This is a genomic window from Sorangium sp. So ce375 (assembly GCF_051473855.1).
Lineage (GTDB): Bacteria > Myxococcota_A > Polyangia > Polyangiales > Polyangiaceae > Sorangium.
The window spans coordinates 9,571,734-9,583,859 of sequence record NZ_CP150335.1 but is presented as its reverse complement, the minus strand read 5'-3'; the positions used below and the strand labels follow the sequence as shown (position 1 = coordinate 9,583,859).

11 protein-coding genes and 1 pseudogene are annotated in these 12,126 nt (G+C 70.1%); 6 read left to right on the top strand and 6 right to left on the bottom strand.

Translation table 11 applies throughout. The features are described 5' to 3' along the window. Window positions 1-70: 70 nt before the first annotated feature. Both purL and WME90_RS35790 read right to left on the bottom strand, forming a co-directional pair. A complete protein-coding gene (purL, locus tag WME90_RS35795) occupies window positions 71-4,000 on the bottom strand; it encodes a phosphoribosylformylglycinamidine synthase (RefSeq protein WP_437276548.1) in 3,930 nt (1,309 codons plus the stop codon). Between the two features lie 225 nt (window positions 4,001-4,225). Further along, window positions 4,226-4,723, bottom strand: a complete 498-nt coding sequence (locus WME90_RS35790) for a PaaI family thioesterase (RefSeq protein WP_437276547.1) — start codon at window positions 4,721-4,723, stop codon at window positions 4,226-4,228. A 690-nt stretch (window positions 4,724-5,413) separates the two neighbouring features. On the opposite strand from WME90_RS35790, the gene WME90_RS35785 reads away from it, so the two are divergent. The 3 genes from WME90_RS35785 to WME90_RS35775 all read left to right on the top strand — a co-directional run bounded on the left by WME90_RS35785 (window position 5,414) and on the right by WME90_RS35775 (window position 8,076). Beyond that, window positions 5,414-6,094 (top strand): DJ-1/PfpI family protein, encoded by a 681-nt coding sequence (locus WME90_RS35785; RefSeq protein WP_437276546.1) that lies wholly within the window; start codon window positions 5,414-5,416, stop codon window positions 6,092-6,094. Between the two features lie 262 nt (window positions 6,095-6,356). Beyond that, window positions 6,357-7,292 carry a hypothetical protein gene (locus tag WME90_RS35780; protein ID WP_437276545.1) on the top strand — a complete coding sequence of 312 codons (936 nt, stop codon included), beginning with the start codon at window positions 6,357-6,359 and terminating at the stop codon, window positions 7,290-7,292. Between the two features lie 346 nt (window positions 7,293-7,638). Continuing rightward, the gene (locus WME90_RS35775; RefSeq protein WP_437276544.1) at window positions 7,639-8,076 is read left to right on the top strand and encodes a CBS domain-containing protein; all 438 of its coding nucleotides are present in this window, start codon (window positions 7,639-7,641) and stop codon (window positions 8,074-8,076) included. Window positions 8,077-8,094: 18 nt separating this feature from the next. Here WME90_RS35775 and WME90_RS35770 read toward each other — a convergent pair whose 3' ends face one another. Continuing rightward, window positions 8,095-8,988 (bottom strand): sigma-70 family RNA polymerase sigma factor, encoded by an 894-nt coding sequence (locus tag WME90_RS35770; protein WP_437276543.1) that lies wholly within the window; start codon window positions 8,986-8,988, stop codon window positions 8,095-8,097. A gap of 136 nt (window positions 8,989-9,124) precedes the next feature. Between WME90_RS35770 and WME90_RS35765 the strand changes: the two genes are divergently transcribed. Continuing rightward, window positions 9,125-9,604: a carboxymuconolactone decarboxylase family protein gene (locus WME90_RS35765; protein ID WP_437283704.1), complete on the top strand. Its 480-nt coding sequence runs from the start codon at window positions 9,125-9,127 to the stop codon at window positions 9,602-9,604. A gap of 51 nt (window positions 9,605-9,655) precedes the next feature. Continuing rightward, window positions 9,656-9,817: a hypothetical protein gene (locus tag WME90_RS35760; RefSeq protein ID WP_437276542.1), complete on the top strand. Its 162-nt coding sequence runs from the start codon at window positions 9,656-9,658 to the stop codon at window positions 9,815-9,817. Between the two features lie 20 nt (window positions 9,818-9,837). Here the strand turns inward: WME90_RS35760 and WME90_RS35755 are convergent, their stop codons facing one another. Then, the gene (locus WME90_RS35755; protein WP_437276541.1) at window positions 9,838-10,020 is read right to left on the bottom strand and encodes a hypothetical protein; all 183 of its coding nucleotides are present in this window, start codon (window positions 10,018-10,020) and stop codon (window positions 9,838-9,840) included. 24 nt (window positions 10,021-10,044) lie between these two features. On the opposite strand from WME90_RS35755, the gene WME90_RS35750 reads away from it, so the two are divergent. Further along, the gene (locus WME90_RS35750) at window positions 10,045-10,770 is read left to right on the top strand and encodes a LysR family transcriptional regulator (protein ID WP_437276540.1); all 726 of its coding nucleotides are present in this window, start codon (window positions 10,045-10,047) and stop codon (window positions 10,768-10,770) included. Window positions 10,771-10,802: 32 nt separating this feature from the next. Here the strand turns inward: WME90_RS35750 and WME90_RS35745 are convergent. Both WME90_RS35745 and WME90_RS35740 read right to left on the bottom strand, forming a co-directional pair. Continuing rightward, window positions 10,803-10,979, bottom strand: a pseudogene (locus WME90_RS35745) (RNA polymerase subunit sigma-70); the annotation flags it as partial. Between the two features lie 47 nt (window positions 10,980-11,026). Next, window positions 11,027-11,980: a DMT family transporter gene (locus tag WME90_RS35740; protein WP_437276539.1), complete on the bottom strand. Its 954-nt coding sequence runs from the start codon at window positions 11,978-11,980 to the stop codon at window positions 11,027-11,029. Window positions 11,981-12,126: the final 146 nt, after the last annotated feature.

The window sequence follows — 12,126 nt, the reverse complement described above, 5'->3', positions numbered from 1 at the left end:
AGGAGCCGCTCAACGGTCTTGGCGGCTCGCTTCCCAGCCCGGCTTCCCGCGGTAGCGCTGGAAGAGACCCTCAGCCCACGAACGCCCGCGCGCTCTCGAAGAGGCGCAGCCAGGGGCCGCGTTCCGACCACTCGCGGGGAGCCCAGCTGTGCTGCACGGCGCGGAAGACGCGCTCGGGGTGCGGCATGAGAATCGTCACACGGCCGTCGTCGGTGGTGAGGCCGGTGATGCCGTCGGGCGAGCCATTGGGGTTGGCAGGGTAGCGCGTGGCCACCTGACCGCGGCCGTCCACCCAGCGGGCCGCCACACGCGCCGCGCGGCGATCGGCGTCCCTGGCGAAGTGGGCATAACCCTCGCCGTGGGCCACGGCGACGGGCAGGCGCGCGCCCACCAGGCCGCGCAGGAGCACCGAGGGGCTCTCCAGGATTTCGACCTGGGCGAGTCGGGCCTCGAACTGCTCGGAGCGGTTCTTGACGAAGCGCGGCCAGTGCTGGGCACCGGGGATGATGTCCTTGAGACCGGCCATCATCTGGCAGCCGTTGCAGATGCCCAGGGCGAAGGTGTCGGGGCGCGCGAAGAAGGCCGACAGCGCCTCGCGCGTCTCGCTGTGAAAGAGCGCCGAGCGGGCCCAACCCATGCCGGCGCCGAGCACGTCGCCGTAGGAAAAACCGCCGCAGGCGGCCAGGCCGCGGAAGGTTTCGAGCGACACGGCGCCGCTCATCAGATCGCTCATGTGCACGTCGTGGGCGGCGAAGCCGGCGCGATGGAAGGCGGCGGCCATCTCGATCTGACCGTTGACGCCCTGCTCGCGCAAAATGGCCACCTTGGGCCGTTCGCTGGCGGCTTCGATCAGCGGACGAGCCAGCGATCGTTCGACGTCGAAGGGCAGGTGCGGCGAGAGGCCCGGATCCCCGGCGTCGAGCAGCGCGTCGAACTCCTCGCGGGCCTTCTCGGGGTTGTCGCGCAGCGCGCGCATGCGATAGCTGGTCTCGGACCAGGCGCGGCGCAGGTCCACGCGCGACTCGTCGAGCACGGTCTGGCCGCCCGCCGTCACCACGAGCCGATCGTCGCTGCGGAGCTTGCCGACGACGTGTACCGCTCCCTCGAGGCCGGCGCGGGCGAAGGCCGAGATGACCTCGGGCGCGTCCTGGGCACGCACCTGCAGGAGCGCGCCCAGCTCTTCCGAGAACAAGGCTGCAGCCTGAGCGGCCGGGAGCGAGGCGTCCGGCGCCAGCGCATCGAGCGACAGCTCCGCGCCGACGCGGCCGGCGAAGCTCATCTCGGCCCAGGTGACGAACAGACCGCCGTCCGAGCGATCGTGGTAGGCGAGCACCAGCCCCCGCTGCCGCAGGCTCTGCACGGCCTCGAAGAAGGCGCGCAGATCGGCCGGCGAGTCGACGTCCGGCACGCTGTCGCCCACCTGCTCGCTGACGGTGGCGAACGCCGAGAGGCCCAGGCGGTTCTTGCCGCGTCCCAGGTCGACGGCCACGAGCACGGTGTCCCCGGCGTCGGTGCGGAGCTGGGGCGTGAGCGCGCTGCGCACGTCCGGCACACGGGCAAAGGCCGAGACGATGAGCGAGATGGGAGCGACGACGCTCTTCTGGCCGCCATCCCAGACGGTGCGCATCGACATGCTGTCCTTGCCGACGGGGATGGCGAGGCCGAGCGCCGGGCACAGCTCGAGGCCCACCGCCTTCACGGCTTCGTAGAGCTTGGCGTCCTCGCCGGGGGCGCCGGCCGCTGCCATCCAGTTCGCCGACAGCTTCACGCGCTCGAGGCTCTCGATCGGAGCCGACGCCAGGTTTGTGAGCGCCTCGCCCACGGCCATGCGCGCCGAGGCCGCAGCGTCGAGCACGGCGAGCGGGGTGCGCTCGCCCATGGCCATGGCCTCGCCGCCGTAACCCATGTAGTCGGCCAGCGTCACCGCTGCATCGGCCACGGCCACCTGCCAGGGCCCGACCATCTGATCGCGGTGCACGAGGCCGGTGATGGTGCGGTCGCCGATCGTGATGAGGAAGGACTTGTCGGCCACCGTGGGCAGCCGCAGCAGGCGATAGACGGCCTCGCGCAGCGGCAGCTTGGCGGCGTCGAGCGCCTGCCTGGGCGAGGGCAGGCTGCGGACGTCGCGCGTCATCTTGGGCGGCTTGCCGAGCAAGACCGAGAGCGGCATGTCGATGGGCTGGCCGCCCAGCGCGGCGTCGTCGAGCACCAGATCTCTCTGCGCCGTCGAATGACCGACCACGGCGTAGGGACAGCGCTCGCGCCGGCAGATTTCCTCGAAGATCTCGAGGCGCGAGCCGTCCAGAGCCAGCACGTAGCGCTCCTGCGCCTCGTTGCACCAGATCTCGAGCGGCGACATGCCGGGCTCGACCGAGGGCACACGGCGCAGCTCGAAGCGCCCACCCACGCCCGCGTCGTGCACCAGCTCGGGCAAGGCGTTCGACAAGCCGCCCGCGCCCACGTCGTGGATGCTGAGGATGGGCGAATCGGCGCCCAGGGCGTTGCAGCGATCGATGACCTCCTGGCAGCGCCGCTGCATCTCCGGGTTGTCCCGCTGCACCGAAGCGAAATCCAAATCGGCGGACGACGACCCCGAGGCCATCGACGACGCCGCGCCGCCGCCCAGGCCGATCAACATGGCCGGCCCGCCGAGCACGACGATGGGCGCCCCGGCCGAGAAGGTCTTCTTCAGCGCCAGCTCCGGCCGCACGTTGCCGAGCCCGCCCGCCAGCATGATGGGCTTGTGATAGCCGCGCACGCTGGAGGCCGAGCTGCCGTCGCCCGGCACCTTCTGCTCGAAGGTCCGGAAGTAGCCGGCCAGGGCAGGACGCCCGAACTCGTTGTTGAAGGCGGCGCCGCCGAGCGGCCCGTCGATCATGATGTCGAGCGCCGAGACGATGCGATCGGGCTTGCCGATCGACTCGGCTTCCCAGGGCTGCTCGAAGCCGGGAATGCGCAGGTTCGACACCGAAAAGCCGGTGAGCCCGGCCTTGGGCTTCGCGCCTCGCCCCGTGGCACCCTCGTCGCGGATCTCGCCGCCGCTGCCCGTCGAAGCGCCGGGATGCGGCGAAATGGCCGTGGGATGGTTGTGGGTCTCCACCTTCATCAGCACGTGCGCCGGCTCACGCCGCGCCTCGTAGAGCGCGCCGGCCCCCGGCTGCGGAAAGAAGCGCTCGGCGTCGAGCCCCTCCATGACCGCCGCGTTGTCGCTGTACGCCGACAAGACATGGCGCGGCGTCACCGCGAAGGTGTTCTGGATCATCTTGAACAGCGAGAGCCCCTGCACCTCGCCGTCGATCACCCAGTCGGCCTTGAAGATCTTGTGCCGGCAGTGCTCGCTGTTGGCCTGCGCGAACATCATCAGCTCGACGTCGCTCGGATCCCTCCTCAGCTCCGTGAACGCAGCCAGCAGGTAGTCGATCTCGTCCTCGGCCAGCGCCAAGCCGAGCTCCTTGTTGGCGCGCGTCAGCGAGAGCCGCCCCTCGCGCGACACCGGCACGCGGGAGAGGGGCCGCGGCGTCTCCTCGCGAAAGAGCGCCTGCCCGGCCGCCAGATCGAACGCCACCGACTCGGTCATCCGATCGTGCAGCGCCCCCGCCGCGCGCGTCAGCTCCTCGCCCGTCAGCGGCCGCGACGCCCGCACGTAGTAAGCGATGCCCCGCTCGATCCGCTGCACCGCGGCGAGCCCCGCCACCCAGGCGATGTCCGTTGCCTTCGAGCTCCAGGGCGAGAGGGTGCCGAAGCGCGGCACCACCAGCACGAGCTGACCTTCGTCCTCGCCCGACCCGCCCCCACCCTGCGCGAGCGCGCCGTCGTCCAGGAGACGCGACAGCACCTGCTCGCCGCGCTCGTCGAGCGAGGCCCGCGAGTGCACGAAGTAGATCCAGCGGCTCCCCAGCCCGACCACCTCGGGCACCCGCTGCTTCAGCTCGGTCAGGCGCTTGTCGGTGCGAAACGGAGAGAGGGCGGGCGCGCCGCGGACGTGTCGGAAAGCAGCCATGGCGGGCTTTTGGCCCAGGGGGGCAGCCGATTCAACCGAAACGGGCAGCCCCGGGGCTTGGCCCTGGTCTACCCGCGCCGGTGCGGGTGGTTTTCCCCGGGACCGCACCGCCGGCAGCGCCCAACGCCGCGTGGCCGGCCGCGCGGCCTCGGGCGTGGCGGTGGCCGGACCTCGACAGGAAGCCGCGGATTCGGCGCTGCGCGTTCAGCCCGGCGCCGGCGCCGTTCAGCCCGGCCCGCCCTCGCCCGGATCGCGGGCGAAGCGGCGCCACGCCTCGGGGAGCGGGCCGCCGAGCAGTCGCTCGGCCGCCGCGCGGTTCAGGATGGCGAAGGTGAGCTCGCCGGTGAGCGTCTCCATGCCGTCCTGCACGAGCCGCACGCTCACCTGCGCGGAGCGCGGGTTGTGGTGCACGATGCGCCCGCGGCCCTCGAGCTCGACGCCGATGCGCGCCGGGCGGCGCAGCTTGAGCTGCATCGAGGCGGTGAAGCCGAACCGATCGAGCAGCCCGATGACCGCCCAGGCCGCGATCTCGTCGGCGAGCGTGGCGACGAGGCCGCCGTGCATGATGCCCGGCGGGCCCTGGTAGCGCTCACCGGGCACGAAGCGCGTGACGACCTCGTCGCCCTCGCGGGCGAAGCGAAGGTGGAAGCCGATGGGGTGCTCGGGGCTGCAGCCGAAGCAAGGCTGGCCGGGGCCAAACAGGTTGGGATCGAGGTCGGGCATGGGAGCGGACCGGCCGTGGATCGCGGCGGTCGCCGTGTTCTGCGCGGAGCTCGCGAAGGAAGCAAGACCGCGGTGCCAGCGCGCCGCCGGTGCCGCTGTCCGAGCTCGCCTCGGCGCGGCGGCGTCGGCGGCGCCTGGGGCGCCGTCGACGGCGAGATCGGCGCGGGCTCATGACGAACCTGCAGCCAGCACGGGAGAGGCCACCGACCTCGCCGGGGGTCGAGCCCGCCGGTCGCCCCGAGCTGCCCGTCCATGTGGCCGGGTCGTATCGGGCAATGCCATCGAGGCGGCGACCCCCGACAGCTGTAGGCAGCGGCCACCACCACGTATGACAGCGATACAGGATCCGTGGATCTTCCCCATCGCCGTCCTGCATGAGCGCGGACTTCAAATCGTCCGGCGCTCTGGAGGAGATGGTATCTCAGAGGAGGCAAGGTTCGAGGCGCGTCGCCGGCGAATGCCTTCCCCCCGCGACAGACCTCGTACGTGATCTTCCGCACCCCGATCGCGCCTGCCCCTCGCGATCTCGAACACGGCGATCGGGCCCGCCGCGTCGAGCAACTGAGTGCCCGGAGAGACGACGACGCTGGTCGAGCGGGGCATGGCTTGGCAGGAAAGGAGGTAGGTTTGTCCTTTCTGCCAAGGCGCCATCGTGTGATGGTTCAGCGAACTCCGGCAGCGAGGCGCGCGATGGAAAAGCCGTTCACGATCGTCTTCATCCTGTACCCCCGGCTCACGCAGCTCGACTTCACGGGCCCGTTCGAGGTGTTGCAGCGCCTGCCCGGCGCGCGCCTCGTTGTGGCCTCCCGCGAGGGCGGCTCGCTCTCCTCCGACAGCGGCCTCACCTTCACCGGGCTCGCCCGCCTGTCCGACATCACCGAGGCGGACGCGATCTGCGTGCCCGGGGGTTACGGCCTCACGGCGGCCCTCGGTGATCGGGAGCTCGTCGCGCATGTCCAGCGCCTCGGTCGAGCCGCGCGCTACGTCACCTCGGTGTGCACGGGCTCGTTGCTGCTCGCCGCCGCGGGCCTGCTCGAGGGCAAACGCGCCACCTGCCACTGGGCGTTCCGGCCGCTGCTCGCCGAGCTCGGCATACAGACCGAAGCGGCGCGCGTCGTGCGCGACGGCAACGTGATCACGGGCGGAGGCGTCACCGCCGGCATCGACTTCGCGCTCACCCTGGTGGCGGAGGTCGCCGGCGCGGACGTGGCTCGCGCCATCCAGCTCAGCATCGAGTACGATCCGCAGCCTCCCTTCGACGCCGGCTCCCCCGAGACCGCGCCCGCCGAGGTGCTCACCCGTGTCCGCGAGCGCGTCCTGCTCCAGTATCCCGAGCGCCGCGCCGCCCTGCTAAAGCACCGAACAGATTGAAAATCTCCTGAATTCAATGGGATCCGAGGCCGGACCGATCTGCCGTGAAGCAAGCTCCACGGCAAGGAATGCGCGAAAGAGAGAAACCGCAAGGGCGCAAGGGCGCAAGGGACCAGAGAAGAGATATTTTCTTACCTTCCCTTGCGCCCCTCGCGCCCTTGCGGTTTCACTTCCCTCCTGCACAAGCGTCCCCTCCTCCTGGCTGCCGGTTCCATGGGCCCGCCGGATGGCCCCGGCCCCGGAAAATAGATACGCTATCCGCATGCGCCAGCTTGCTTCGTCCTTCGCCGCCCTCTCGCTCCTGCTCTCGTTCGCCCCGCCAGCGCTCGCCGAGGAGACCGTCTCGGAAGAGCAGTGGGCGAAGTCCTATGGCTTCCGTCTCGGCATGGAGGCGGATGTGCTCACCAGCACCATCGAGGCGAACCTCCCCGACTGGGAAGCCGTGAGCGGCGATGGGACGGTCGGCGGCGTGGAGGGGAACTCCTTCGTGGCGTCCTTCGCGCTGGTCGCCCAGATCAAGCTCTTCGGGGGGCTCCACCTCGACGCCGATCTTCCTTTTGCGTACGGGAGCAACCATGCGAGCGCGCCCGCCCCGGGGCAGGGCGACGCGTCGACCATCGCGCCGGAGCTCGCGGGGGTCTTCTTCGGCAACCCCTCGATAGGACTCCACTACGCCGCGAACATTTTTCCCACGCTGATGCTCATCGGCGGACTCTCGGCCTCCATCCCCATCACGCAGGATCCGTCCGACGACACGAAGGCGGCCGCGGCGGCGGCGCTGGCCGTGCGGGGGTACTTCGACACGCAGCGGGCGCTCCTGGAGCACGTCCCGCTGCGGGCCCGCGGCGGCATCGAGCTGCGCCCGATCGAGGCGCTCTACGTGCGGAGCGATCTCGTGGCGATGTTCGCCATCCCCACGGACGGCGGCGACACGGAGTTCTTCATCGAGCAGAGCAACGAGGCGGAGCTGCGCAGCGTGGGCGGGTTCGGGGTCGGCGCGCGGCTCCAGGCCGCGTTCCCGCTGACGCAGACCGACAAGCTGCAGCTCGCGGCCGAGCCCTTCGTCGGGGTGGAGCCACCCTCGTCGGGCCTGTACTTCCGGGCCGGGTTGCTCGTGGCGCTGGACGAGCCCCTCGGGTTCGGTCTGGAGCAAGGGAAGCTCGCGACGGCCCGTGTCGCGCTGGGGGCCAGATTCTGAGTTGGCTGCGGCCCCGTGGGGGCGAAAAGCGGGAGAAATTCATTCTCTTTCTTCCTCCCCGCCTCCCTGCCTCCCTGTGAAAATTCTCCGGGTTTCAACGTAATCGGGGCTGCCAGACATGGGTGTGAATGAAGCGACGGACAGCCGAGCTCAGCGCCGATGCTCTGCAAACGCTCGCATGCTCCCCGAGTGAAGGTCTGCGCGTGCCGCGTCCTCCACGCCGAGGCGAGCCCGGCCGTGAGGCGCGGGAAGCCAGGCGTCCAGGTGAAATGCAGGCGAAAAAGCGCATGAGCACGCCTCACGCGCAATTTTTTCTGTCATGGTTCCGGTCGGGAAGGGGATGACCATGGATAACATCGGCGAAATCCTCAACAGGAAGGGTCGGAACGTCTACACCATCCCGCCGGACGCAACGGTCTTCGAAGCTGTGCAGTCGATGTGCATGCGGCGCGTGGGCGCGCTGCTCGTGAGCATCGACGGGTCCCCGAGCGGGATCATCAGCGAGCGGGACGTGATGGCGCGGGTGATCTTGGCCCGGCGCGATCCGGCGGAGACCCCGGTCGCGGAGGTGATGACGTGCGAGGTCGTCTGCGTCGAGCCGAGCACGCCAGCGCGGCAGGCCATGGCGGTCATGACCGAGCGACGCTGCCGCCACCTGCCCGTGGTCCAGGACGGGCGGGTGGTCGGGATGATCTCGATCGGCGATCTCGTGCACTGGATAAGCCGCGAGCAAGAGTTCGAGATCAGGATGCTGACCGAGTACGTGCAGGGGGTCTACAGCTGAGCGCGCGGCAGGGGCTGTCTAGATCTCCGGGTGCGGTCCGCCGTCGAGGACCGACAGGTCGAGATCGCGGAGCTGCTCGCGGTCGCCCATGACGTCGATCCGGGCGATTTTCCCCTGCGCGAGCGTAAAACGAAGCGCGACGAAGACCCGCCCCCGCGGGGCCACGACGACGCCGACCGTGCCGTCCACGAGGGCAGGGCGGGCGAACTTGGCGCCGCGCGCTGCGGAGATCGCCTGCTTGGCCCAGGCGTGCGCGCCGCGGACCTCGCTCCCGGCCGGGGGCGCGGCCGTGGCGTCGGAGCGGATCACGACGTCCGGATCGAGGATCGCCACGAGCGCGTCGAAGTCGCCGCCGCGCATGGCCGCGATGAAGGCCTCGACGACCTCGCGCTGGCGGCCGACGTCGGCGTCCGGAGACGGGGGCGCGCCCTGCACGCGGCGGCGGGCCCGGCTCGCGAGCTGCCTCGCCGCGGCCGGGGAGCGGCCCACGATGGGGGCGATCTCCTCGAAGGGGACCGCGAAGAGGTCGTGCAGCACGAACGCGAGCCGCTCCGCGGGGGTCAGCGTGTCGAGCACCACGAGCAGCGCGAGGCCGACGGAGTCGGCGAGCACCGCCTCGCGCTCGGGGTCGGTCCCGGCCTCGCGGTCCGCGGTGGGGTCGGGCGCCGCCATCGGCTCCTCGCGCCGCGCCTTGCGTGAGCGCAGCATGTCGAGGCACACCCGCGCCACGACCGTCGTCAGCCACCCGCCCAGGTTCTCGACGCCGCTCGTGTCGGCGCGGCTCAGGTGGAGCCAGGACTCCTGCACGGCGTCCTCCGCCTCGCTCAAGGAGCCGAGCATCCGGTAGGCCACCGCCCGCAGATGGGCCCGGTGCGCCTCGAACCGCTCCGCCAGCCAACGATTTTCATCCATCGGTCACACTCCCTCGTCGTGCTTCGTCATGGCTGTGACGAACGAACCCTAGCCGATGTGACGACGCGAACGGACGTTCGGCGCCTCGTCACGGTTGGCGAGCACACCCGAACCTCTCGAAAGGAGCACGATCATGTTGAAAGCACGGATGAAGAACCCCGCGATGGTCATCCCCGACGTCATGCAGCCCATCTACGCCCTGATCGGCGCGGTGAAGAAGAGCGGCGTGCCGGCGCGGACGCTCGAGCTCGCCCACCTGCGGGCGAGCCAGATCAACGGGTGCGGCTTCTGCGTCGACGTGGGCGCGCGCGACATGAAGAAGACGGGCGAGACCGACGAGCGCCTGTTCGCCGTGGCGGCCTGGCGCGAGGCGCCCTATTTCACCGACGCGGAGCGCGCCGCGCTGGCGCTCGCCGAGGCCGCGACGAGGCTCAGCGATCGCTCGGATCCGGTGCCCGACGACGTCTGGGAGGAGGCCGCGAGGCACTACGACGAGCCGGCGCTCGCGGCGCTGACCCTGCACATCGCGCTGACCAACTTCTTCAATCGCATCAACGTCACCACGAGGCAGGTCGCCGGCTCGGTGAGGCTCGACGCGCGCGCGGACAACCGCTGAGGATGCGGAGGCTCGCCCAGGAGGGCGCGCTGCGCGTTGACGCGCCTCTTCGTGGACAGCGTAGAGCGGTTCTACAGCGAGCACGCCGTGCGCCGCGCCGCGCGCGGAGCTGCCAGGACCGGGGTCGTGATGGTCGTGCAACGCACGTCCATCGACCTCCGATTGAACCCGCACCTGCACGTTCTTCCGGCAATGACCCTGTTCGCCGGGTGACGGCCGAGCGACCTGTTTGCTCACCGAGGGGGCGTCCCTCGCGCGATCGCGGCATCGACCGACATGTCCCGGCGCGCGGTGAGCCATACGGTCCCGGCGGCGGCCAAAAGCGCGGCGGCGCCGAGGAGATAGAGCCGGCGCAGGGCGAGCCCCGTCTTGTCGGGATCGAAATCGGTGAGCGAGCTCCGCGCGCTGCGCGGCAATAGCTTGTTACACCAGGCTGCACAATGTTCGACTTCGACGCGATGGCGACGTTCGTGGAGGTGGCGCAGCTCGGGAGCTTCAGCGCGGCGGCGAAAGCGCTGCGGCTGCCGCGTTCGACGGTCCGCCAGCGTGTGGCCCGCCTCGAAGCGTCGCTCGGCGTGCGACTCCTCGAGCGCACGACGCGTGTGGTGCGACCGACGAGCGCAGGCGCCGCTTATCACGAGCGCTGCGCGCGCATCCTGTTCGAGATGGAGGAGGCCAACGCTGCGGTGAAGGACCTCGAGTCCTCCCCACGCGGCGTGTTGCGGGTGGCAACGCCGCTTCTGTTCGGCCAATCGTTCCTCGCCAGCGTGGCAGCGGCATTCACGCAAAGCCATCCCGCCGTGGAGATCGAGATCGTCGCCTCGGACCGTCGCGTGGACCCGATCGAAGACGGCTTCGACGTGGCCATCATGGTCTTCGCTTCCGACGACGACTCGAGCCTGATCGCGCAGCGGCTGAAGGGAGGTGACCTGTGGCTGTGCGCGACGCCGTCTTATCTCGAGGCGCGCGGCAGGCCGAAGTCGCCTGCCGACCTCGACGAACATGCGTGCGTCGTCTACGGCGAATCGCGCGTGACGCACTGGACGTTCGAGCGCGGGCGTGAGGTGCGTCCCGCAAGGCGAACGACGAAACGAGATGAGCCGCGCGGCGAGAATGTCTATCTCTGGTGGCCCGTGCTCACGACGTGGTCATGTCGGATTTGCTAGCAGAGCGCCTGGCCGAGCACGCCTCGTCCGCACCCGCGCATGGCGGCGAGGAAGGCCTCGACGACCTCGCGCTGGCGGCCGACGTCGGCGTCCGGAGACGGGGGCGCGCTCTGCACGCGGCGGTGGGCCCGGCTCGCGAGCTGCCTCGCCGCGGCCGGGGAGCGGCCCACGATGGAGGCGATCTCCTCGAAGGGGATGGCGAACAGGTCGCAGGTCCGGCGCGGCCAGATGCCTGATGGGGGCCAGCTCTACGCAATCAGTGCAGAGGTTGGTCCCCGTTCGCTTCCTTCAGGCTCGGCGCCGGCGAAAGGTCAGAGACGACCGACGCGGCGCGCTCGGACAGCACCACCCCGATCATGATCGCCGCGCCGCCGAGCAGCATCGTCCCGGTCACGGCCTCGTCCAGGAACAGCGCGGCGCCGACCACCGCAGAGATCGGCTCGATATTCTGGATGACGGCCACCCGCGATGCAGAGATGTGCTTCAACGCGTGGCTGTTGAGCAGGTATGCGGCAGCGGTGCAGATGAGGCCGATGGCGAGCAAGCAGCCCCACCCCAAGGCGCTGACCTGCCCCAGCTCGCGCCACCCCTGCTGCGCGAAGAAGAAGGGGAGGGTGAACAACAAGCCGAAGAAGAACATCCCGGCAGTCACCAGCACCGGCGGCCGATCGGCGACCACGCGCCTGTTCAGGATGGTCAGCGCGGCCCACGCGACCGAAGAGAGCAGGATCAGGCCGTTTCCCGGCGTGCCCAGGCTACCGCGGAGAAGCGAGCCCAGGTCGCCGTTCGTGGAGACCAGGAGCGCGCCGCCAGAAGCGAGCAGCAGACCGAGCACCTGCCAGGCCCTGAGCTGCTCGCGCAGCAGGAGCGCCGCCAGGAGCACCGTGAACGCCGGGGCCATGGCCGCCAGAAAGGCCGCCACGCTGGCGTCGGCCGTGACCTGCCCGCTGACCTGGAGTAGCTGCTGCAGGGTGATGCCCACCACGCCGAGCAGCGCGATACCCGGCACGTCGGTGAGCCGCAGACTCGCGAAATCTCCGCGCTTCCACGCGATGGCGCCGAGCACCAGGAGCCCCATCCCGAAGCGCACCACGATGAGCGTCGTGGCGGAGACCTCCCGCAATGCGACCTTGATGAAGAGGAAGGATACCCCCCACAGGGTGATTGCGATGATAGACTCGATGAGTGCGATGAGCTCAGTGCGTTTCATGTGAAGCTTCTCTCGGGCAGGAGATCATCCAGGCAGACTCGCCGGTTGGGTCGGAGCGCGACCCGTCCCCGGAGCGCTCCGCACGATAACACAAGCAGAATTTTCATACAAGTGAGGGGGCGAGGCGACCCCGCCCGAAGCGAGTG

Coding starts and splice junctions, on each gene's coding strand:
- purL (WP_437276548.1), bottom strand. CDS start 4,000: ATGGCTGCTTTCCGACACGTCCGCGGCGCGCCCGCCCTCTCTCCGTTT.
- WME90_RS35790 (WP_437276547.1), bottom strand. CDS start 4,723: ATGCCCGACCTCGATCCCAACCTGTTTGGCCCCGGCCAGCCTTGCTTC.
- WME90_RS35785 (WP_437276546.1), top strand. CDS start 5,414: ATGGAAAAGCCGTTCACGATCGTCTTCATCCTGTACCCCCGGCTCACG.
- WME90_RS35780 (WP_437276545.1), top strand. CDS start 6,357: ATGCGCCAGCTTGCTTCGTCCTTCGCCGCCCTCTCGCTCCTGCTCTCG.
- WME90_RS35775 (WP_437276544.1), top strand. CDS start 7,639: ATGGATAACATCGGCGAAATCCTCAACAGGAAGGGTCGGAACGTCTAC.
- WME90_RS35770 (WP_437276543.1), bottom strand. CDS start 8,988: ATGGATGAAAATCGTTGGCTGGCGGAGCGGTTCGAGGCGCACCGGGCC.
- WME90_RS35750 (WP_437276540.1), top strand. CDS start 10,045: ATGTTCGACTTCGACGCGATGGCGACGTTCGTGGAGGTGGCGCAGCTC.
- WME90_RS35740 (WP_437276539.1), bottom strand. CDS start 11,980: ATGAAACGCACTGAGCTCATCGCACTCATCGAGTCTATCATCGCAATC.